The following is a 20,673-nucleotide window of genomic DNA, read 5'->3' as shown; positions in this document are numbered from 1 at the left end:
AAGCCTTTGCCGGAGCGCTCGGATTGTCGTAGAGGAACGCGTTCCGCATGAGCGAAGACGCGACGCCGCGAGATGCTGCCGTGGAGACGAAAGGTGCCGACGCCGAGCCGGACCGCTCCGCGCGCGTGGATGCGCCGGGAGGCGAGCCGCTGCCTGCCGGTCAGCCCGATGACGAGCGGGGCGCCCCGTCGCCTGAGGAGGACGCCGACGACGTTGTCGCGCCGGCGGCGCCGGCCTACCGCCCGTCGTATCTATTCCTGATCGGCGTCTCGCTGATCACGCTGGCCGCCGATCTCGGCACCAAGTGGTGGGCCAAGGACCGGCTGGAGCCGCGGGCGCTCACCGACCTCGCCACCGCGCCGCGGCCGCTCGCGCTCCGGAAGATCGAGGTGATCAAGGACCACCTGAACATGATCTTCGCGAAGAACCACGGCGGGGCGTGGGGCATCCTGGGTGACGAGAGCGAGGCGATCCGCCGCCCGTTCTTCCTGGTGATCTCGCTCGCCGCGATCGTCTTCATCGTGTCGCTGTACCGGAAGCTCCACCCCTCGCAGGTCGCGCTCCGGTGGGGGCTGCCGCTCGTGCTCGGCGGGGCGCTCGGGAACCTCGTCGACCGCATCCGCTACGGGTACGTCGTCGACTTCATCCAGGTCCGGTTCACGCCCGAGTTCGTGTGGCCGACGTTCAACGTGGCCGACATCGCCATCGTCGTGGGCGTCGGGCTGATGGCGATCGACATGTTCTCCCCCCGCCGCCCCGCGGTCGTTGGGAAGCCCTCCGGCACGCCCGGAGCGAAGGCCTCCGCGGGCTGATCATGCGCCCCGAGCTGTTCCGCCTGGTCGACGTCGCGTTCCCTGCCTACTTCCTGCTGCTGCTGACCGGCTTCCTGTTCGCGACCGCGGTCGGCGCGCTGTGGGCGCGGCGGGTCGGCGAGGATCCGGACGTCGTCGTCGACCTGGGGCTCGCCTGCCTGCTCGCGGGCGTCATCGGCAGCCGGCTCCTCCACGTGGTCGCGGACGGATACTTCTGGGATTACGTGCACCTGTGCACCGATCCGTCGCAGGTCGACTGGAAGGTCGAGCAGGCGCTCTGCGCGCCGCGGTACCACGGCGTCTGGGACGCCGCGAAGGGGGTCTGCCACCCGACCGAGCCGGACTGCTTCGCGTGGGCGAAGTTCTGGGCCGGAGGCCTCACGTACTACGGCGGCTTCATCGGCGCGTCGGCGGCGGCGTACTGGCTGCTGAAGCGCGATCGGTTCCCGTTCTGGAAGGCGGCGGACATGGCGGGCTTCGCGGTCCCGCTGGGCCTCGGGTTCGGCCGGATGGGGTGCCTGCTCGCGGGCTGCTGCTTCGGCCTGCGCACCGACGGGGCGCTCGGGCTCTCGTTCCCGCCGAACAGCCCCGCCAGCGAGGCGCAGTTCAAGCTGCACGAGCTCGCGAGCGCGCGCGCGCCGTCGCACCCGGTGCACCCGACGCAGATCTACGAGTCGGCCATGTCGTTCGCGATCGCGGCGATCTGCCTGCTCTACGTGCACGGGCGGAAGCGGTACGACGGGCAGGTCTTCGCGACGTTCCTCGGGCTCTACGCGCTCGGGCGCTTCACGCTCGAGTTCGCGCGCGCCGACGACCGCGGCGGCCTCCTTGGCCTGTCCACGTCGCAGCTCATCGGGGTCGCGATGGCCGCCGTCGCGGTCGCGATCCACGTGGCGCGGAGCCGGAAGGCGGCGCCCGCGGCAGCAGCGCCCGCGGCCTGAGCTCCTGGCGGCGCGCCACCCGGCGCGTCGCGCCTGACGGCGGGCGCGGTGGCAGGGCGCCCGCGGCAGCAGCACCCGCGGCCTGAGCTCCGTCGGCGCGCTACCTGGCGCGTCGCGCCCGAAGGTGGGCGCGGCGGCAGCGGGGCTCGGGGCAGCGGCGCTCGTGGCAGCGGCGCCCGTGGCAGCGGCGCCCGTGGCAGCGGCGCCCGCGACCCGGGCGTTCACCCGCAGACACACGCGCGCCGCCGGAAGGCGGCGCCCCCGGCAGGACTGGCGCCGCGCCCTGCGGCCCCTCAGCCCTGGGTGACTTCCTTCTCTTTGCGCTTCTTGTACGCCGCGCGCTGGGAGTCCGTCGGCGGCTTGCCGAAGATGTACGCGAGGCCGATGGACACCACGTAGAGCAGGCACATCGGCACGGCCATCACGAGCTGGCTGGTGATGTCCGGCGGCGTCAGGATCGCGGCCAGGACGAAGGCGGCGAACACGAACCAGCGGCCGAACATGATCAGCTGGAGGTAGTTGATGATGCCGGCGAGCGACAGGAACAGCACGATGAGCGGGATCTCGAAGATGATCCCGAAGCCGAGCAGGAGCTGGGCGGCGAAGTCGAGGTAGTCGCCCATCATCACGGTCGGCGTGATCGTGACCCCATCGCCGCCGACCGTGCCGGCCATGCTGAGGAAGTAGCCGAACGAGATCGGGAAGGCCGCGCGCCAGCCGAAGAGGCCGCCGCCGACGAACAGGATCGTCGAGAACAGGACGAACGGGATGACGTAGCGCTTCTCGCGGGCGTAGAGGCCGGGCGCGACGAAGGCCCACAGCTGGTAGAAGATGAACGGCGAGGCCAGCGCCGCGCCGCCGATCATCGACAGCTTGAAGTAAGCGACGAACGCGGCCGCGGGCGCGCCGAAGTGGAGCGACGGGTTGCCCGGCAGGTTCTGCTCCCTCCACGCCTGCACGAACGGGACGGTCAGGAAGTGCAGGAGCTTCTCGCGGACCTCCCACCCGACGATGCAGGCCGCGAAAAAGACGAGGATGCTCCGGACGAGCCGCTTGCGCAGCTCGTCCAGGTGCTCCCAGAACGACATCGGCTTGTCTTCGGTCGGGTCCTCCTCGGCGTCGCCGGAGGCGCCGGCCGCGCCCGGGGAACCGCTCTTCGCTGCCACCTGCTCCTGGCTCATGACGCCGCTCCGCTCTCCGCCGCGCCCTGCGTCGCCGCCGCGGCCTCTGGCGCCATCGTCGACGCTGTCGTGGGCGCAGGCTCCGTCGCCGCCGCGGCTGCCGTCGCTGCGGTCTCTGCCGTGCCCGCGGTCGCTGCCGTGTCCGTGGTCGCTGGTGTGGTTGCGCTCGTTGTCGTGTCAGCGGTCGCTGCCGTGTCCGCGGTCGCTGCCGTGTCCGCGGTCGCTGGTGTGGTTGCGCTCGCTGTCGTTGCGCTCGCTGCGTCCGTCGAGGCCTCCGCAGCCTTCGTCGCGCCGTCAGCCCCGCCGTCCAGCTCGGCGCCGTAGGCGTCGCAGCCGAGGACGGGGTACTCGCGCTCGCGGAGGGGCTTCACGTCCGGCGGCGGCGGCGGCGCTGGCTCGGGCTCCGGCGGCCTCACGCGCGGCGTCGCCGAGACGACCGTGCCGACGGACATGGCGTCGCGGACCGGCGTCACCAGCGTCTCGATCACGTTGACGCGCGACAGGGAGCGGAGCTCGCGGATCTCGCGCTCCAGCCCCTCCTGGCGGATCAGGTCGTCGATGCCGCTCTGCGTCCGGAGCTCGGTCGTCATGCGGCGGAGCTTGGTGACCCAGCCCCCCGCCGTCCGCATCATGGCAGGCAGCCGCCGGGGGCCCACCACCACGACGCCCACGACGATGAGCACCACGATCTCGCCAAAGCTGAAGCCGAACACCGGCGCAAGCTAGCGCGCACGGGGGCGGGGATCCATAGCGACCCTCACGCTTGCGCTGGCCGCGGCGGCGCGCTCGCCCCGCCGGCCGCGGCGTCCGGCGTCGCGCCCGTGCGGGGCGACGTCCGGCGACCGCCTGGCCGCTGCGCCTCCGCCGGAGGCCGCGCGAGCTGCCCGCACGCCGCGCCGACGTCGCCGCCGCCGGAATAGCGCACGATCGACCCGACCCCGGAGGCGGAGAGCACCGCGCGGAACGCCTCGAGCCGCGCCGAGCGCGCGAAAGGATCGACCGCGGCGCCGCTCGCCTCGACGCCGTCGGGCGAGGGCAGGGGCGCGTCGGCCACGCCGATGGCGTTGTACGGGATGAGGCTGAGCCGGGGAGAGATCCCGTGCTCCGCCGCAAAGCTCCGGACGAGCGCGGCAAGGCTCGCGGCGTCCTCGTCCGTGTCGTTCTGGTCCGCGAGGAGCGTGTACGCCCACATCGGCGCGTGGCCCGTCGCGCGCGCGTGCTCGCCCACGGCGGCGAGGACCTCCTCGAGCGGGTGCGCGCCGTCGATCGGCATGAGCAGGCGCCGCCTGCCGGGGCGCACCGAGCCGAGCGAGAGGCCGAGGCGGACCGCGGGGACCTCGGCCGCGAGCCGCCGGATGCCGGACGGCAGCCCCGCCGTGCAGACCGTGATGTTGCGCATGTCGATCGCCTGCGCGCTCGGCTCGGAGAGCACCCGGATCGCCTGGATGACCCGGTCGGCGTTCGCGAGCGGCTCGCCCATGCCCTGGAACAGCACGCCGTGGACGCGCGCGCCGCCGCCCGCGCCCCGGGTGGGCGCGGCGAGATCCCGGCGGATGAGCCGCACCTGCTCGATGATCTCCCAGGCCTCCAGGTTGCGCGTGAGGCCCATGCGCCCGGTGGCGCAGAAGGCGCAGGCGAGCGCGCAGCCGACCTGCGAGCTCACGCACGCCGAGTACCGGCCCGGCCGCTCGAGCGGGATGCGCACCGACTCCACCGTCGCGCCGTCCTCCAGGCGGAAGGCGTACTTCACGAACGGATCCTCGGCGCTCGCGCGCCGCTCGACGAGCGCGAGCGTCCTGATCTCGCCCGCCGAGCGCGCGGCCTCGAGCGCGGCGCGCCGGATGGTCGCGGGCGAGCGCGCGGGCAGCTCGCCGAGGCGGTGCGCCAGCGAGACGATGCGGCGCGCGTCGGTGAGATCGATGCCGCACGCGCCGGCGAGGTCCGCCGGGAGCACGGCCTGGAGCGCGAGGCGAGGGCGGCGTTCGTCCACGGTGCTTTGAGGGCGGAGATCCACGGCCGGTACCGACTAGCGCGCCAGGGCGGCCCAGTCTACGGTCGCCCGCGCATGCTTCGCCCGATCCGCTGGATGCGGCGCGGTATCGCTCCTCTCCTCGCGGCGGGGCTCGCCTTCGCTCCGGCGCGCGCGGCCCTGGCGTCGCCCGAGGACGTGCTCGGCTTCGGCGCGCGCGCGAGCGCCATGGGCGCGACCGGCGCCGCGAGCGCCGAAGGGTACGAGGCCGTCCACGCGAACCCGGCGCTCCTGTCGCTGTCGCGCGACCGCCGGCTGACCCTGGGGCTCGAGGGCGCGGTCTTCGACCTCCGCGCCGGCGATCGGCGGCTCTCCTACGCGCCGCTGCGCGGCAGCCTGATCGGCGCCACGCTGCCGATCCCGTTCGGCGGCGCGCTCGCGGACCGCGTGACGATCGGCCTCGGCTTCTTCACGCCGTTCGACGTGGTGGTCCGCGGGCGCATCCTCTACCCGGAGACGCCGCAGTTCCCGCTCGCGGACCGCACCCAGTCGGTCGCGGTGCAGGCGGCGCTCGGCGCGTCGCTCGGGCGCGGCGTCCGGGTGGGGGCCGGCTTCGCCGCGCTGGCGGCGCTCTCCGGCTCGGTGACGGTGGCGACCGACGCCTCCGGCCGCGTGGGCACCCTCGTCGAGGACACGCTCGTCGCGAGCTACGGGCCGATCGTCGGCGCGAGCTACGATCTCGGGGCCTACCGCGTGGGGGCCACGTTCCGCGGCGAGCTCGTCGGGCGGTTCAACGTCGTCATCCACGCCGAGGATCTCGGGGGCATCGCCGTGCCGCCGCTCAACATCGCGGGGATCGCGCAGTACGACCCGGCGGAGCTCGCGCTCGAGGTGGCGCGCGTGAAGGGGCCCTGGAAGGTGGCGATCGGCGCGACGTACAAGCGCTGGTCGGACTACCCCGGCGCTGTCGAGGCGACGGTGCGCTGCCCGGAGGTCGACCCCGACACGGGCGAGCCGTTCACCGGCTCGTGCTCGGCGCCGGCGCCCGCGGCCCCGGGGTACTCGGACACCGTCGTGCCGCGCGTCGGCGTGGAGCGCAGCCTCGCGCTGCGGCCCGGCGCCACGGCGCACGCGCGCGGCGGCGCCTTCTTCGAGCCGTCGCCCGCGCCCGAGCAGACGGGCGCGTCGAACGTCTACGACAACGCGCGCCTCGGGCTCTCGCTCGGCTACGGGCTCGCGCTCGCCGCGCCGCTGCCGCGGCTGACGCTCGACCTGTTCACCGAGGTCCAGCTGCTCTTGCCGCGCGCGCACCGCAAGCGCGACGATCCGGGCGCCGCGGCCGGGGGAGGCGGCGTCGTACGCGCGCGCGGCGTGCTCGTCGCGGGCGGGACCACGGTCGGGGTGGCGTTCTGATGCGCCGGCTCCCCTGCGCCGCCGCCCTGCTGCTCGCCCTCACCGCCGGCGGGCGAGCGCGCGCGCACGCGCCGGACGCGTACGGCTTCGGCTCGCGCGGGGCCGCGATGGGCGGCGCGCTCGCGGCGGACGCGACCGACTTCTCGGCGAGCTACTACAACCCGGCGGGCCTCTCTGGCGCGACGGGCCTCGGCCTCTCGATCGGCTACGCCTACGCGTCGAACCGCCTGCGCGCGGACGGCCGTGACAGCGGCGTGCGCGACGTCCACGGGCTCTCGGGCGGCCTCGTCGCGCCGGGCGAGGTGCTCGGCGTGCCGTTCGCGCTCGGCCTGGCGACGTTCCTGCCGGACGACGGGCTGTCGCGGATCAAGGCGATCCGCCAGGAGACGCCGCGCTGGGAGCTCTACGACGACCGGCTCTCGATCCTGTTCCTGGCCGCGAACGTCGCGCTGCGCCCGCTCCCGTTCCTGGAGATCGGCGGCGGCGTCGCCTTCCTCGCCTCGACGCGGGGCCGCTTCTCGGTCACCGGCCGCGCCGACGCGCTGTCCCCCTACGACTCGGCGCTCCGCCACGAGGTCGACGCCGATCTCACGTCGATCCGCTACCCGCAGCTCGGCGCCCGGGTGCGCGCCGGAGACCTCGGCTTCATCGGGCTCACCTACCGCGGCGAGGCGAAGCTCCCGCTGTCGATCGACGCGCGGCTGCAAGGGGTCGTCGACTTCGCGGGCATCGAGGTGCCGCTCCTGTACGAGCTCGAGTCGCGCACCGTCGACGCGTTCCAGCCGCAGCAGGTCGTCGTGGGGGCGAGCTTCCAGCGGATCGAGGGCCTGCGCGTGAACGTGGACGTCGCGTGGGTGAACTGGTCGGCCTACGAGAGCCCGGTGGCGAGGACGCGGGCGCACCTCGAGGCGACGCCGCCCCCGGAGGTGCCGCTCGACCTGCCCGACGATCCGAGGCCGACGTCGGTGGTGCCGCTCCGGTTCGCCGATCGGCTCGTGCCGCGGCTCGGCGTCGAGTACCTCGGCCTCGCGGCGGGGGGCCTGCGCAAGGTCGCGGGCCAGGAAGGCGAGCGCCGCGCGATCGAGATCCCGCTCCGCGCCGGCTACGTCTACGAGCGCTCGCCGGTCCCGCCGCAGCGGGGCGCGACCAATTACATCGACGCGGATCGGCACACGATGTCCCTGGGCGCGGGCGTCGTCCTGAACCGGCCGCTGGCGGAGCTGCCGGGGTCGCTGCGGATCGATCTCCACGGGCAGCTGTCCGTGCTGCCGGAGTTCGTCGTGCAGAAGGACAATCCGGCGGATTTCGTCGGCGATTACCGGGCGGGCGGGACGATGGTGAACCTCGGGGGGACGGTGACCGCGGGGTTCTGACCTCGTCAACGGTGGCTCGAGCGAGCGGAGCCTGCGTTCGAGGTATCCGATCGGGCCCTGCTCGCGCCGGATGCGATGGTGGCAACATTGCCACATACGTAGGGTCACTTTGCATGCGGATCTGTAAACGTACGAACACACGTAGGGTCATTTTGCATGCGGATCTGTAAACGTACGGACACACATAGGGTCACTTTGCATGCAGATTTGTGAGCATCGTTGCATGTGCAGGATCACCCCCCATCCGCCAGGGCTCGCTCTGCGCCGACCGTTGCTCCGGTTACCCCCGCGAGCGCTCGCCGCGTGCGCCGCATCGCTGTCGCTCGCCGCATGCGCGACGCTCCCGTCCGACGGCGACGAGGGCAGCGTGCCGAACGCCCATGCCGGCCCGTTCCGCGAGATCGATCAGGAAGAGCTCGGCAGCTCCCGGGTGGCCCCGCACGCGATGGACGACGACGAGCGCTTCGCGCGCGACGCCTCCGTGATCGACCTCGACGGCGATCCCGCGACGCTCGCGGCCGCCGGCTTCTTCGCCGCGACGCTCCACGCCGAGGGCGCCGCGCCGGATCCGCTCGCCCCGCCGAACGCGATCGTCCGCCACGACGCCGCGGACGGCCGCTCGTTCACGCGGTCGTCCGTGACCGTCCTCGCGCCGGAGCTGCCCTGGGAAGGCGGCTTCGTTGCAGCGCCGTCCGCGGTCCTCGTGCGCGGCGAGATCTGGCTCTACTACGCGGCCGAAGGCGGCATCGGCCTCGCGCGCAGCGCCGACGGCGCCGCCTTCGAGCGCGAGCCGGCGCCGGTGCTCGCGCCGCTCGCGTCCGAGGAGGGGGGCTGGGAGCGGGGCGCGATCCCGGGGAGCCCCGGCGTCGTCCGGCTGCCCGACGGCTCGTTCCGGATGTTCTACGCCGTCGCCGGCGACGGCGGCGCGTCTTCCCTGGGAGAGGCGCGCAGCGACGACGGCCTCGCCTGGGAGCGCGTCGGCGGCGGCCCCGCGCTCGCGCCGGCGTCGCGGTCCGGCGCGGGCGCGCTCGCCGGCGAGGGCGAGCCCTTCGACAGCGTCGCCGTCTTCGACCCCGCCCCGGTGCTGGCCGTGTCCGCCACGGGCCGCGCGAGCCTTCGCGTCTACTACGCCGCCCGCGACAGCGCGGGGCGCTCGGCGATCGGCCTGGCTGCTCGCTGGGGTCACGACGGGCCGCTCCAGCGCGCCGTGGCGCCGGTGTTCGGCGCCTCGTCCGCCCTCGCGCCGCGCGCGCCCTGGGTGGCCGTCTATCCGGGGTTCTCGCTGCTGTTCGTCACGCAGGCGGCAGGGACGCGCGAGGGTCAGGGCTACCCCGCGGTCGCCGCCGGCGTCGCGCCGGCGGACGCCGCGCTCCCGCCGCGCGGGCCGTGAGCAGCGTGAGCCCGCCCGCGCGCGCTCCGGGTGCGCGCCGCGCAGCTCACCGCGGCGGCGCGCCGCCGAGCGATCCGGCCGGACGCGCGCCCAGCGCTGGCGCGGCGCGGCTCGCCAGATCGAGGGCCACCCGGCGCTCGATCCAGAGCAGCAGCGGGCAGAAGGCGAGCGTGAAGGCGATGGCCAGCGCGGCGACGCCGTCCATGCCGTCGAGCTGCCCGTCCGGGAGCTCGCGGAGCATCCTCGCGGAAAGGAAGGCGGCGAGCGCGGAGGCGAGGTGCTGCACCGCCGACTGGATCGACGCGAAGCGCGCCCGCTCCGCGGGGAGCGGCACCTTCGAGGCGAGGGTGCTGTACGAGATGTTGCAGATCGTCGTGCTGGTCATGAAGCCGACGAAGACGCCGATCACCGGCAGCCCCGGCACGTACGAGTGGAACCCGGCATAGAGGACGCCCACGAGCAGCGCCGCGCCGGCCAGGCTCGTGCGGAACGCGCCGAGCCGATCGAGCAGCGGACCCGCCGTGCGCATCACCACGAAGCTGAGCGCGCCGCCCGCGAGGTAGAGCAGGCCGAGCCGGTCGCGCGGGTAGCCGAGGTTCTGCTGCACGTAGGCCGAGATGTTCGGGATGATCAGGAACGACGCCATCATCACGGCCGCCGTCGCCAGGTACGAGAGCACCACCAGCGGGCGGCTGACCAGGGCGCGGAGCTCGCGCAGGGCGCTCCCCGGCGCCGCTGCGCCGCCGAGGTGGCCGCGCATCGAGGGCAAGAGCACGATCGCGAGCCCCGCGACGAGGACCCCGAGCCCCGCGACGGCGAAGAAGGGCACGTGGAACCCGCCGCGGCGCGCGAGCTCGAGCCCGGCGGGCACGCCGAGCACCGCGGCGAACGAGTAGGCGCCCATCACGACGCCCATGGCCTTGCCGCGCCGCTCGGGCGGGATGACGTCGGCGACGATGGACAGGGAGAGCGACGTCGCGGGCCCGGCGAAGGCGCCGGCGACCATGCGCGCCGCGAGCAGGCTCGGCAGCCCGGTCGCGAAGCCGCCCGCCGCGGTGCCGAGCACGAGCCCGAGCATCGCGACGGCGAGCGCGCGGCGCCGGTCGAACCGGTCGAGGAAGAACGCGCCCGCGACGCCCGAGAGCGCCGCCGCGGCGGTGTAGCTGCCGCCGACGAGGCCGAGCTCGGACACCGGGATGCCGAGGGCGCTCGCGAGATCCGGTCCGAGCGGCATGACCATCATGACGTCGAGGAGGTTCACGAACTGGACCGCCGCGACGAGGAGCAGGATCGTCCGCTCGGAGCGAGCGCTAGCCACGGTCGCCTCGCTCCCGGCCCGCGGCGCCACGCCCGGTGGCCCCGGCGATCTGGCCCTCATGGTGGTGTCCCCTGGCCGCGCTCATGACGCCAGCGCGGGGATCGCGAGCGGATCGCAGCCTGCGTCCAGCGCCGCCACGAACGCCTGCTGGTGCGCCGCGAGGGTGGCCAGATCGTAGAGCGAAGGGTGCCCGTCGAGCGTGAACTGAAGGGTGTCTCCCCAGCTGGAGAAGGCGAAGGAGAGGTCTTCCACCGGGCCGGACGCGACGTTGGTCACGGTCGCCGTGAGCTCGGGGCCGAAGTCGAGCGGCGCGTTGAAGGGGATGACGTTGACCTCGGGGCCGAACAGCCGCTTGTAGTTCATGTCGCGCCAGAGGTGCATGTAGTGATAGCGCTGGTGGGCGCGCAGGCCGTCGAACGCGCTCCTCGCGCGCTCCGCGAGCTCCGGAAGGGTGGAGTCCGGATCGACGCGGACCCTCACGGGGATCATGTTCATGGCCATGCAGGGGACCCTGAGGGCCGCGGTGCCCATCCGCTGCATCACCGGGATGCCGAGGAGCACGTCGCGCTCCCCGGTCAGGCGCGCATGGAAGGCCGCCACCATGCCGAAGAGCAGGTTGGGCCAGCTGACCTTGAGCTCGGTCGCCCTCTTCCTGAGCTTCGCGCCGAGCCGCGCGGGCAGCTCCATGCTCGCGCGGTTCCCCCGCAAGAGGCCCAGCTCCTCGAAGAGCACCGGCGGCAGATCGAGCCCGTCGAAGACGCGCATGAGCGCCTCCCGATCCCGGGCTTCCTGCGCGGAGCCCTGGTAGGCGAGATCCTCGTCGATCACCGGGGCGAAGCGCGCGAAGGCCGGCGGCAGCGCGCGGCCGTCGCGCAGCGCGCGGTAGTGCTCGGCGACACGGCTCTTGCAGAGCTGGAAGCCGTAGCCGTCGAGGGTGATGTGGTGCGCGCGGAAGACCCAGAGGTGATGATCGGGGGCCAGCCGGTAGATGGTCTGATCGCAGAGCTGCCCGTCCTCCAGCGAGAACGCCTGATCGAGCTGCTGCAGGATCTCCCTGTCGGCCGCGAGCTGCGGGTCGTCCGCGCCGGTCAGATCGCGCAGCGCGACGGGGCGCTCTGCTGCCTCCCCGAGGCGCTGGCGCGGCTCGCCGTCCTGCTCGAAGAACCGGATGTGCAGGGCCTCCGCCTCGCGCTGCATGGCGAGGATCGCCTGCCTGAGCCGATCGAGGTCGAGCGGCCCGCGCAGCGCGATCCGCTCCGCCGTGTTGTTGACGGTGCTCTGCGGCTCTCGCGTGTGCTCGAGCCACATGGCCGCTTGCGCTTGGGTGAGGGGGCGACTGGCGCTCATGGATTCAGGACCTCAGGACGCGGCTTCCACGAAGCACGCTTGGCTCGTCGTTGTCGTTGTCTGTCATCGCCGCTCGCCGCGGACCCGGGCGTCGCGGGCGCAGCGCGGCGAGCGCGCTCGCCGCGGGGCTCAGCGGGGTGCGACGACCGCGCTACCGGGCTGCCCGACGCCGGCCGACCCGGGAGCCGGGGCCCCGGCGCGATTGCACCGTGCACAGAGCCGGCATCCGGCTTCATGTGAAAATGAAAACTGCTTTCAATTAGCTAGAGGATCGGGTAGAACCCGTCAAGCGGATTCGCTCGAAGCGTCGCGCCGGCCGGTTCTCCCGGAGAGCTGCGCGCACCTGCCGCGCGAGCATCGCTTTCGCGTGCACAAGGCCTCCCGGATCACCGGGTTCCCCGAGCGCTCACCTGCGACGAGATCTGCTTGACAGTCTGGACGCAATGGTGCTAGAGCCACGAGTCGAAATTGAAAGTAGTTTTCATTATCGCTTCGGACGTTGAGGACAGAGCTGGAAAAGAGGGCCAGGGATGAACGACCTGACGCTGAAACGGGAGGCTTCGCCCGGCGGCCGGTGCGAGCACTGCGGTGTTGCCGGTCACGCGGAGAGCGAGGCCCTTCGCTGCGACTGCGGCAGCATGCTCGCGCGTCACGTGGCCGGCGGCATCGAGCTGAAGTGCCGGCGGTGCAAGCGCGTTGTCATCGTTCCGCTCTCGCCGGCAGGGGACGACGACGGATGAGACAGGGGTCGAGCGCTGATAGCAACGCTCGCGGCAGCGTGCCTGTGCGAGCGCCTCGCTCGGCCTCGCGGAGCAGACATGGATCGACCCGGAGCCGAGCCGCCCTGGAGGGCGGGGCTGCGCAGGCCTGTCCGGCGCGCCGGCTCATGACGTGTCGGCGGACTGGACTGGAGATGCGATGAACCGCGGGCGCTGTCCCCGTCGCGCGGGGCTGGTCTGGATACTGGCCCTCCTGCCCTGCGGCGCGCGTCCGGCCTTCGCGCAGGAGGCGCGGGCGAGCCAGGAGGCGCCTGTCGAGCAGCCCGAGGGGCGCGAGACGAACGAGGCCGAGTCGGGGCAGGGGACGCGCGCGCCGGGGGACGGCGCCGCGATCGAGGTGCGCGCGCCCGAGCTCATCGAGCGCGCCGAGGCCGCCTATCCGGAAGCCGCGCGCGCGGCCGGCATGGAGGGGAGCGTCGTCCTGACGCTGACGATCGACGCCGAGGGGCGCGTCACCCAGGCGAACGTCGCGACGCCCGCCGGCCACGGGTTCGACGAGGCCGCGCAGGAGGCCGCGCTGCGCTTCCGCTTCAGGCCGGCCCGGCGGGGGGACTGGAGCGTCGCGGCGCGGATCCTCTACCGCCACGACTTCCGGCTGCCCGAGCCGCCCGCCGCGGCGTCCGCTGCCGCGGCGCCCGCGGCGGCGACGCCGGCCACGGCGGCCGTCGCCGGGCGGGTCCTCTGGTCGGGCCCTGGCGGCGAGCCCGTGGCAGGGGTCGAGGTCGCGGTGGCGTCCCCGGACGGCGGCTCGCGCCGGGTCGCCCGCACCGACGAGCAGGGGCGCTTCCGCGTCGAGGCGCTCTCGCCCGGCCCGTACGACGTCACCGCCGCGCCCGCGTTCGCGCAGCGGCTCAGGGTGCGGGTGGCGGCGGCCTCCGGGCGAGAGGCCGAGACGACGCTGCGCCTCGTGCCCCTCGCCGCCGCGCCGTCGCTCGAGGTGAACGTGCGCGGCGCCTCCGAGGCCGAGCGGCTCCGCCGATCCGCGGAGGCCGTGCAGGTCGTCGAGACCGCCGCGGCGCGGCGGCAGTCCGCGGATCTCGGCGAGGTGCTCGCCCGCTCCGAGGGCGTGAGCGTGCGCCGCGGGGGCGGGCTCGGCTCCGCCACGCGCTTTTCGCTCAACGGCCTCACCGGCGAGCAGATCCGCTTCTTCCTCGACGGCGTGCCGCTCGCGCTCTCGGGCTACTCGTCCGGGATCGCCAATGTCCCGGTCAACCTCGTCGAGCGGGTCGAGATCTACCGCGGCGTCGTGCCCGTGCGCTTCGGCGCGGACGCGCTCGGCGGCGCCGTGAACCTGGTGACCGATCGGGACACCCGCGGCACGCGCGCCTCGGCGTCGTACCAGGTCGGCTCCTTCGGCACCTACCGGCTGACCCTCGGCGCGCGCCACGCCCACGAGCCCAGCGGGCTCTTCGCGCGCGCGAGCGGCTTCGTCGACCACGCGCGGAACGACTATCCGATGCAGGACGTCGAGGTGCTGGACGACGGCGGGCGCGTGACGCGCGCCGAGGTCCGCCGGTTCCACGACCGCTACCGCGCGGCCGGCGGCTCGGTCGAGGCGGGGTGGCTGCGGCGCCCCTGGGCCGAGCGGCTCCTCCTGCGGGCCTTCTACGCCGCGCACGACAGGGACGTGCAGCACAACCTGTTCATGACGGTGCCTTATGGCGAGGTCACCTATGGCAGGCAGTCCGGCGGCGGCCACGTGCGCTACGAGCAGCCGCTCCACGGCAGGAGGCTCCGGCTCGACGCCGTCGCGGGCTACGCGCTCGCGCGCACCGCCTTCCGCGACATGGCGACCTGCCGCTACGACTCGCGGGGGCGCTGCGTCGCGACGCTCCCGCAGCCGGGGGAGATGGGCGACGCGGCCGATCAGGCCGTCCTCCAGCACACGGCGTATGCCAGCGTGAACCTGGCCTTCCGCGCCGCGCCCGGGCACCTCGTTCGCCTCGGGGTGTCGCCCACCTACGCGAGCCGCACCGGGAGGAACCGCGCGATCCGCGACGGGTACGATCCGCTCACCGCGCAGCGGGGGCTGCTCGGCGGCGTGGCCGGCGTCGAGTACGAGGCGAGGCTGCTCGACGGCCGGCTCGCGAACATCGCCTTCCTCAAGAGCTACGCGCAGGTGATCGGGACGAAGGAGGTGCTCCCGAGCGGGGCACTCCGCGATCTCGAGCTGACGCGCCACCGGCTCGGGATCGGCGACAGCCTGCGGTTCCGCTTCACGGAGGCGCTCTACGCGAAGGCCTCGTACGAGCTGGCCACGCGGCTGCCCAGCGCGGAGGAGCTGTTCGGCGACGGCGGCGTCATCACCGACAGCCTGCACCTCCGGCCGGAGGTGAGCCACAACGTCAACGCCGGTGTCACCCTGGAGCGCGCGGAGACCGGCTTCGGGCAGGTTCGGTTCGACGTGAACGGCTTCGGTCGCCTGGTCGAGGACCTCATCCGGCTGGGCGGGCAGGCCAGCTACGCCAAATACGAGAACTTCCCCTCGGCCAGGTCCCTGGGCGTCGAGTCGTCGGTCGGCTGGACGTCCCCGGGCGACTGGCTGGCGCTCGACGGTCAGCTCACGTGGCAGGACTTCCGGAACACGACGAGCGCCGGGCCGCTCTCCCGCTTCGAGGGCGATCGCATGCTCAACCAGCCGTACCTGTTCGCGGGCGCCTCCGCGCGCCTCCAGTGGCCCGAGCCCTTCCACCGCCGCGACGCGCTGACGCTGACCTGGAGCACGCGTTACGTCGGCGAGTTCTTCCTCGGCTGGGAGAGCGCCGGAGACGAGAAGCACACCGTCGAGCCGCAGCTGCTGCACACGCTCGCGCTCGCCTACGCGGTGCAGAGCGGCGGACGCTCGGTGAGCGGCAGCCTCGAGGTCCGCAACCTCACCGACCAAAAAGCCTTTGATTTCTATGGAGTACAGCGTCCGGGGCGAGCGGCCTACGCCAAGCTCGTCCTCGAGCTGTGACCACGTACCTGATCGAAAAGGAGATGAATCGATGTCGCGTTCTCTTCGCCCCATGAAGGCGTTCTTGTTCACCCTCGTCGTCCCCTGCCTTGTCGCCTGCGGCGACAGCGGGAGCGACGGCGCCGGCGGTGGCGCCGGCGAAGGCGGCGCCGGGGCCGGGGGGAGCGCTTCAGGGGACCTGTTCGCGCTCACCACGCAGGTGTTCGGCGTCGAGGCGGCCGACACGCTGAGCTACATCCTGCTGACCGACACGCTCGAGAGCGACGCGCCGCTGTCGCTGGACAGCGGTATCGAGATCCTCGGGCGCGCCATCGGCGCGGCGCCCGACGGCGCCGGCGCGCTGTTCGTGGCGAGCGACGCCGGGCCGACCGTGACCCGTTATGACCTCGGCGCCAATGGCAGCTTGAAGAAGGGCGCCACGGTGAGCTTCCAGGGCGAGGGGCTCGCGAAGCTCGACGAGTACGGCGGGCAGTTCCAGTTCGTGTCGGAGACCAAGGCGTACTTCTTCGACGGGTACACCGCCCAGGTCGTGATCTGGAATCCGAAGGACATGACGGTCACCGGCGCCATCAAGCTCGACGACCTCGTGATCCCGGACGCCACGCTCACCTTCACCGCGGCGCCCCTGCGCGTCGGTGACGCGGTGATCTCCTTCGCCGGGTGGAGGAACGGGCCCGAGGTGCCGAGCCAGGCCGGGATCGTGGTCGTGGACAGCGCGACGGACAAGGCGACCGTCGTCACCGACGATCGCTGCGGCTACGTGCGCGACGGCGCCGAGGGGCCCGACGGCAAGATCTACATGGCCACCGAGGCGTACGGCGCCGCGGTGCACCGGCTCAACGCGGACAGCGCGGCGGCGCCCTGCATGCTGCGCTTCGACCTCGAGGCCGGCGCGTTCGACCCCGACTTCCACGTCGAGCTCGGCTCGCTGTTCGACGGCGGGGCCGCCGGCTCGCTCATCCGCGGATCGGGCGGCGAGGCGTACCTGCGCGTGCTCGACGAGGACGCCTTCGAGATCAAGGAGGACACCCACCCGCGGGTGCTCGCGAGCGCCGCGGCGTGGCGGTGGGCCAGCGTCACCCTCGGCGACGAGCCGGCGGCCACGGTGCTCGACGACGAGCCGACGAGCGGCAGCGTCGTGAACGTGTGGCTCGGCGGCAAGAGCTTCGTGCTCCAGTTCCAGGGCCAGGACACGACCACCTTCCGCGAGCTCGGCGGCAATGGCCCCGGCGAGGTGAGCTTGACGGCGCCCGGCGTCGTGTTCTCGGCCGCGAAGCTGCGATGATGCTGGCGCCCGATCGGGAAGGTGCGATGAGGGACGACCCCGCGCGAGAGCCCCGCTCCGCGCAGGGCCGCCGCCCGCGGCAGCGGTACGGCGCAGTGATGAAGATCGTGCGGCGCGCGCACATGTACCTCGGCCTGCTCGTGTTCCCCTGGATCCTGCTGTTCGGGATCAGCGGCGTGCTGTTCAACCATCCGAAGATCGGGCGCGACTTCGAGCGGCGGGAGATCTCCGCCGAGCAGATCGCGGCGCTCACCGCGTTCAGGCCCTGGGATCCCGACGCCCTGGCGCGCCGGGTCGTCGAGCAGCTCAACGCCGGATCGCCCTCGCGCTACACGCTCGACGAGGGGACGTCCGGCTCTTTCTCGGGCTGGCCCGAGCTCACCGGATCGACCGGCGACGGGGGGCGTACCATGCTGCTCATCAGCCTGGACGACGGCGACGCGACGCTCTCGACGTTCCCGCCCGGCCCGGGGAAGGCCCCTGAGCCTCCGTTCGCCGGCGCGAAGATCGAGCTGCCCGAGCACAGGATGGCGGCGGTGGAAGAGCAGGTGAAGGAGCTCCTGCCCAGGCTGGGTGTCGAGGGCGCGGGCCCGCTGCGCGCCCACCCGGAGGTCAGCCCCGAGCTGCGCTTCCGCATGCGCGACGCGGACGCCCGCGCGTGGAACGTCACGTACGACCTCGGGTCAGGCCGCCTCGACGGGCGGCCCGACGACGCGCCCGCGCAGCTGCGGTTCGTGGAGCTGCTCGGGAACCTGCACAAGACCCATCATTTCCCCGTTCACGGCGGGATGACCTGGGTCTGGGCGCTGTTCGCGGACATCACCGGCATCACCCTGGTCCTCTGGGCGCTCAGCGGCCTCGCGATGTGGTGGCAGATGAAGCCCTCGCGGGTCATCGGCGCCCTGGCGATCGCTGTCGCCGTCGCCGTCGCCGCGGTGGTGATGAGCGGCACGGCGTCGGACATCCTGTTCGGCAAGGTCGAGAAGGGCGGCGCCTGAGCGCGCGGCCCGGCGGCCGCCGCGGCTGCCGGGCCCTCGCCTGCGGGCCGGATCAGGCCCCGAGCGTGGCGCCGCCGTCGACGCAGAGGTCGTGCATCGTGATGTGCCGCGCCTGATCCGAGAGCAGGAACAGCACCGCCGCGGCGACGTCCTCGGGGGTGGCGATCCGGTTCAGCGGGATCCCCAGCTTGAACGCCTCGGGGTTGCCGGCGATGACCGCGCGCCCCCCGCGCTCGTCCGCCCACAGCGAGCGCTGCATCGGCGTGTCCGTCGAGCCCGGGGACACCACGTTGCACCGGATGTTGTGCTTCGCGAGCTCCAGGCCGAGGCACTTCGTGAACATGGTCGTCGCCGCCTTCGAGGCCGCGTAAGCGGCCATATGCACGCGGGGCGTCCGCGCGGCGTTGGACCCGACCGTCACGATCGCCCCTGAAGAGCGCGCCGTCATCCGCCGCGCCGCGGCCCGGCTCACGTTGAACACGCCCCTCGTGTTCACCGCGAAGGTCCGCTCCCAGTCCTCGTCGCTCAGCGAGAGGGCCGGGCCCACGCGCAGCACGCCGGCCACGTTGACAAGGAACTCGAGGGGACCGAGCTCCCGCTCTATCCAGTCCACGGCGCGATCGACGGCCCCGGCGTCGGCCACGTCCACCGGGAACGCCGCCGCGCGGTGGCCGCTCGCCCTCAGATCCGCGACGACGGCGCCGAGGCGCTCGCCGTTCGCGTCGAGCGCGGCCACCGCCGCGCCGCGCGCCGCGAGCGCGCGCGCGACAGCCTCACCGATCCCCTGGGCCGCGCCCGTGACGAGCGCGACCGTGTCCTTGAACTCCATCGCTTGTTCCCTCTCAGGTGTTGTCGCTGAGGCATCCCCTCGAATTCTTCGGAGAATTCACAGGGAGGCGGGGAGACGGGGAGGGAATCTTCGAAATACTCCCTGCCTCCCCGCCTCCCTGTTCAATTTCTCGCTGAAAATGGCTGCAACATGAGGGGATTCCTCAGGTGTTGTCGAGCTCGTCCATGAACCGATGTCGCTCCTCGTGATACGCCTCCTCGGAGCGGCTGGCCCTCCAGTAGGGGACGGCGTACATCGCGTCGCGCCCGAGGCCGCGCTCGCTCCCCAGGTGATCGCGGAGCGCGCGGACAGACGCCGACTCGCCGGCGACCCAGGCGAACACCCGGCCTGACGGCCACGTCAGCGTGCGGACGGCCTCTTCCAGCTCGGGGCTTGGCGCGTGCTTTCCGCCGAGGGGCAGCCACGTCAGCGCGACCTGCGGCGGGTGCTCGAGCTGCTGCACGTCCGCCTCGTCGGGGACCGCCACGACGGCGTGGCCGCGCGCCGTGGCCGGCAGGGCCTCGAGCAGCGCGCCGATGGCCGGGAGCGCCGCGAGATCGCCGGCCAGGAGGTACCAGTCGGCGGGCCCGAGCATCGGATCGGGGCCGCTCGGCCCGGCGACGCCGATCCGGCCGCCCGGCGCGGCGCGGCGGGCCCAGCGCGACGCGGGGCCGTCGTCCCCGTGCAGCACGAAGTCCACGTCGAGCTCTCCGGCCCGCGCGTCGTACCGCCGCACCGAGTACGTCCGCGTGATCGGCCGCCGCGGCGCCGGCGGCCAGATCGGGCCGTCCGGGCCGAGCGCGGGCAGCTCCGGCGACTCCTGGTCTTCGCGCGGGAGGAACACCTTGATGTGCGCGCCGCCAGCGCCCGCGGGGAACCCCGCGAGCGCCTCGCCGCCCAGCGTGATCCGCCGCAGATGAGGGGAGATCTGGGTCGCGCGCAGCACCTCGAGGAGGCGCGGGGGCTTGCGCGCCGCCGTTGCGGGCGGGGGGGTCGCGGTCTCGCTCATGACAGGGCTCCTCGTCGCCGCTGACGCGGCGATCAGCCGGCGGCCTCCTGGACGAGCACCTCGGCGCTGTGCCGCGGCGCTGGCCTTGTCTCGCGCGGCAGCCGCGTCGCCAGGAGCTCCCACCACTGCGCGAGCGTCGGCAGCTCGGCGAGCTCCACGAACGTGATCTCGATCCCCGCGCCGCGCCACCGCTCGACGAGCGTCATCAGGCGGATCGAGTCGAGCCCCAGGTCGAGGACGTGATCGCGGTCCGAGATCGCCGACGCGGGCTGCTCCAGGATCTCGGCCACGTCGCCGCGCAGGCGCTCGAGGCCTGGCGCCCGGTCCAGCGTCCACGTGAACGGCGGCGGCGGCGGTGCGTCGCGGAGCGGGAGGCTTGCCTCGCCGCGCGCGGCGAGCGCGGCCACCACCTCGCGGGTCGGCAGCGGGACGCCGCACCGCTGCGCCACGTAGGAGATCGCCATCTCGTGCTGCTCCCGGGAGAAATCGGCGGTCGCGTCGGTCACGAAGAACGGCTGGATGTCGTTCATGAACGCCTCACACGCGGTCAGCAGGCACCCGATGTGCGCGTAAACTCCGCACACGATCAGCTGATCGCGGCCCCACCGGCGCATGAGATCCAGCAGCTCGGTGCGCTGGAAGGCGCTGTATCGCCACTTGGTGAGGACCGTATCTGCGTCTCCCGGGGCGAGCTCGGACACGATCCCGTGCTTGTCCGGGTGCTGCGTCAGCCCGGGTCCCCAGAGGTCCAGCAGGAGGCCGCGCTGCGCGTCGGTCTGCTCGGCGGGCTGCTTCGTGTAGACGACCGGGATCCCGCCCGCCGCGCATCGCGCCCGGAGCAGCCGGGTGTTGGCCAGGAGCTCGACCACCGGCGACGCCTGGACGTCGTAGTAGCCGAGGAAGTACTGCTGCATATCGTGGATCAGGAGGACTGCGCGCCTCGGATCCGGACGCCACGACACCCGGCTCTGCGGGGTATCGTCGGCGCGTGGCATGGAATAGGCCTGGATTCTGGGGATTCCCATGATGCTTCCTCTCTCGCGTGATCAAAACGTCTCTTGTCGACGGGCCAG

General features: G+C 73.2%; 17 protein-coding genes. 9 read left to right on the top strand and 8 right to left on the bottom strand.

The features are described from left to right. Nucleotides 1-47: 47 nt before the first annotated feature. Both lspA and WME89_RS24320 read left to right on the top strand, forming a co-directional pair. A complete protein-coding gene (gene lspA / locus WME89_RS24325; protein ID WP_438011476.1) occupies nucleotides 48-812 on the top strand; it encodes a signal peptidase II in 765 nt (254 codons plus the stop codon). Between the two features lie 2 nt (nucleotides 813-814). After that, the gene (locus WME89_RS24320) at nucleotides 815-1,753 is read left to right on the top strand and encodes a prolipoprotein diacylglyceryl transferase (RefSeq protein ID WP_438011475.1); all 939 of its coding nucleotides are present in this window, start codon (nucleotides 815-817) and stop codon (nucleotides 1,751-1,753) included. Between the two features lie 293 nt (nucleotides 1,754-2,046). Here WME89_RS24320 and tatC read toward each other — a convergent pair whose 3' ends face one another. From tatC to rlmN, 3 genes are read right to left on the bottom strand one after another with little or no spacing between them, the layout of a single operon-like run. Then, complete coding sequence (gene tatC, locus WME89_RS24315) at nucleotides 2,047-2,934, bottom strand: twin-arginine translocase subunit TatC (RefSeq protein WP_438011474.1); 888 nt, start codon at nucleotides 2,932-2,934, stop codon at nucleotides 2,047-2,049. Continuing rightward, nucleotides 2,931-3,647, bottom strand: coding sequence for a Sec-independent protein translocase protein TatB (gene tatB, locus WME89_RS24310; protein WP_438011473.1), 717 nt, complete (start codon nucleotides 3,645-3,647; stop codon nucleotides 2,931-2,933). Before tatB ends, tatC begins: the two co-directional genes overlap by 4 nt. A 44-nt stretch (nucleotides 3,648-3,691) precedes the next feature. After that, nucleotides 3,692-4,948, bottom strand: a complete 1,257-nt coding sequence (rlmN, locus tag WME89_RS24305; protein WP_438011472.1) for a 23S rRNA (adenine(2503)-C(2))-methyltransferase RlmN — start codon at nucleotides 4,946-4,948, stop codon at nucleotides 3,692-3,694. A gap of 51 nt (nucleotides 4,949-4,999) precedes the next feature. Between rlmN and WME89_RS24300 the strand changes: the two genes are divergently transcribed. From WME89_RS24300 to WME89_RS24290, 3 genes are all read left to right on the top strand, one after another. Beyond that, nucleotides 5,000-6,316 carry an OmpP1/FadL family transporter gene (locus tag WME89_RS24300; protein ID WP_438011471.1) on the top strand — a complete coding sequence of 439 codons (1,317 nt, stop codon included), beginning with the start codon at nucleotides 5,000-5,002 and terminating at the stop codon, nucleotides 6,314-6,316. Further along, nucleotides 6,316-7,689 carry an OmpP1/FadL family transporter gene (locus WME89_RS24295; protein ID WP_438011470.1) on the top strand — a complete coding sequence of 458 codons (1,374 nt, stop codon included), beginning with the start codon at nucleotides 6,316-6,318 and terminating at the stop codon, nucleotides 7,687-7,689. Before WME89_RS24300 ends, WME89_RS24295 begins: the two co-directional genes overlap by 1 nt. Before the next feature lie 367 nt (nucleotides 7,690-8,056). Continuing rightward, nucleotides 8,057-9,079 carry a hypothetical protein gene (locus tag WME89_RS24290; protein ID WP_438011469.1) on the top strand — a complete coding sequence of 341 codons (1,023 nt, stop codon included), beginning with the start codon at nucleotides 8,057-8,059 and terminating at the stop codon, nucleotides 9,077-9,079. Between the two features lie 46 nt (nucleotides 9,080-9,125). Here the strand turns inward: WME89_RS24290 and WME89_RS24285 are convergent, their stop codons facing one another. Continuing rightward, entirely contained in the window at nucleotides 9,126-10,397 is a 1,272-nt protein-coding gene (locus WME89_RS24285) for an MFS transporter (protein ID WP_438011468.1), read from the bottom strand. An 81-nt stretch (nucleotides 10,398-10,478) separates the two neighbouring features. Continuing rightward, complete coding sequence (locus WME89_RS24280) at nucleotides 10,479-11,744, bottom strand: condensation domain-containing protein (RefSeq protein ID WP_438011467.1); 1,266 nt, start codon at nucleotides 11,742-11,744, stop codon at nucleotides 10,479-10,481. A gap of 530 nt (nucleotides 11,745-12,274) precedes the next feature. Here WME89_RS24280 and WME89_RS24275 point away from each other — a divergent pair. The 4 genes from WME89_RS24275 (at nucleotide 12,275) to WME89_RS24260 (ending at nucleotide 17,762) form a co-directional block, all read left to right on the top strand. Then, nucleotides 12,275-12,484: a hypothetical protein gene (locus WME89_RS24275; RefSeq protein WP_437517332.1), complete on the top strand. Its 210-nt coding sequence runs from the start codon at nucleotides 12,275-12,277 to the stop codon at nucleotides 12,482-12,484. 178 nt (nucleotides 12,485-12,662) lie between these two features. Then, nucleotides 12,663-15,479, top strand: coding sequence for a TonB-dependent siderophore myxochelin receptor MxcH (gene mxcH / locus WME89_RS24270; RefSeq protein WP_438011466.1), 2,817 nt, complete (start codon nucleotides 12,663-12,665; stop codon nucleotides 15,477-15,479). Nucleotides 15,480-15,510: 31 nt separating this feature from the next. Beyond that, a complete protein-coding gene (locus WME89_RS24265) occupies nucleotides 15,511-16,764 on the top strand; it encodes a hypothetical protein (RefSeq protein ID WP_438011465.1) in 1,254 nt (417 codons plus the stop codon). Nucleotides 16,765-16,790: 26 nt separating this feature from the next. Then, nucleotides 16,791-17,762, top strand: coding sequence for a PepSY domain-containing protein (locus WME89_RS24260; protein WP_438011464.1), 972 nt, complete (start codon nucleotides 16,791-16,793; stop codon nucleotides 17,760-17,762). A 52-nt stretch (nucleotides 17,763-17,814) separates the two neighbouring features. Here the strand turns inward: WME89_RS24260 and WME89_RS24255 are convergent, their stop codons facing one another. The 3 genes from WME89_RS24255 to WME89_RS24245 all read right to left on the bottom strand — a co-directional run bounded on the left by WME89_RS24255 (nucleotide 17,815) and on the right by WME89_RS24245 (nucleotide 20,625). Next, nucleotides 17,815-18,591, bottom strand: a complete 777-nt coding sequence (locus WME89_RS24255; protein ID WP_438011463.1) for a 2,3-dihydro-2,3-dihydroxybenzoate dehydrogenase — start codon at nucleotides 18,589-18,591, stop codon at nucleotides 17,815-17,817. A 163-nt stretch (nucleotides 18,592-18,754) separates the two neighbouring features. Then, on the bottom strand, nucleotides 18,755-19,600 hold the full coding sequence (locus WME89_RS24250; protein ID WP_438011462.1) for a siderophore-interacting protein: 846 nt from the start codon (nucleotides 19,598-19,600) through the stop codon (nucleotides 18,755-18,757). A gap of 32 nt (nucleotides 19,601-19,632) precedes the next feature. Next, a complete protein-coding gene (locus tag WME89_RS24245) occupies nucleotides 19,633-20,625 on the bottom strand; it encodes an isochorismatase family protein (RefSeq protein WP_438011461.1) in 993 nt (330 codons plus the stop codon). Nucleotides 20,626-20,673: the final 48 nt, after the last annotated feature.

Source organism: Sorangium sp. So ce321 (assembly GCF_051530195.1).
Lineage (GTDB): Bacteria > Myxococcota_A > Polyangia > Polyangiales > Polyangiaceae > Sorangium.
The sequence above is the reverse complement of the archived record's forward strand: the minus strand, read 5'-3'. Positions and strand labels throughout refer to the sequence as shown.

Excerpts from the sequence above, each read along its gene's own strand:
- lspA (WP_438011476.1), top strand. The coding sequence starts at position 48 with ATGAGCGAAGACGCGACGCCGCGAGATGCTGCCGTGGAGACGAAAGGT.
- WME89_RS24320 (WP_438011475.1), top strand. The coding sequence starts at position 815 with ATGCGCCCCGAGCTGTTCCGCCTGGTCGACGTCGCGTTCCCTGCCTAC.
- tatC (WP_438011474.1), bottom strand. The coding sequence starts at position 2,934 with ATGAGCCAGGAGCAGGTGGCAGCGAAGAGCGGTTCCCCGGGCGCGGCC.
- WME89_RS24300 (WP_438011471.1), top strand. The coding sequence starts at position 5,000 with ATGCTTCGCCCGATCCGCTGGATGCGGCGCGGTATCGCTCCTCTCCTC.
- WME89_RS24295 (WP_438011470.1), top strand. The coding sequence starts at position 6,316 with ATGCGCCGGCTCCCCTGCGCCGCCGCCCTGCTGCTCGCCCTCACCGCC.
- WME89_RS24280 (WP_438011467.1), bottom strand. The coding sequence starts at position 11,744 with ATGAGCGCCAGTCGCCCCCTCACCCAAGCGCAAGCGGCCATGTGGCTC.
- WME89_RS24275 (WP_437517332.1), top strand. The coding sequence starts at position 12,275 with ATGAACGACCTGACGCTGAAACGGGAGGCTTCGCCCGGCGGCCGGTGC.
- mxcH (WP_438011466.1), top strand. The coding sequence starts at position 12,663 with ATGAACCGCGGGCGCTGTCCCCGTCGCGCGGGGCTGGTCTGGATACTG.
- WME89_RS24265 (WP_438011465.1), top strand. The coding sequence starts at position 15,511 with ATGTCGCGTTCTCTTCGCCCCATGAAGGCGTTCTTGTTCACCCTCGTC.
- WME89_RS24260 (WP_438011464.1), top strand. The coding sequence starts at position 16,791 with ATGAGGGACGACCCCGCGCGAGAGCCCCGCTCCGCGCAGGGCCGCCGC.
- WME89_RS24255 (WP_438011463.1), bottom strand. The coding sequence starts at position 18,591 with ATGGAGTTCAAGGACACGGTCGCGCTCGTCACGGGCGCGGCCCAGGGG.
- WME89_RS24250 (WP_438011462.1), bottom strand. The coding sequence starts at position 19,600 with ATGAGCGAGACCGCGACCCCCCCGCCCGCAACGGCGGCGCGCAAGCCC.
- WME89_RS24245 (WP_438011461.1), bottom strand. The coding sequence starts at position 20,625 with ATGGGAATCCCCAGAATCCAGGCCTATTCCATGCCACGCGCCGACGAT.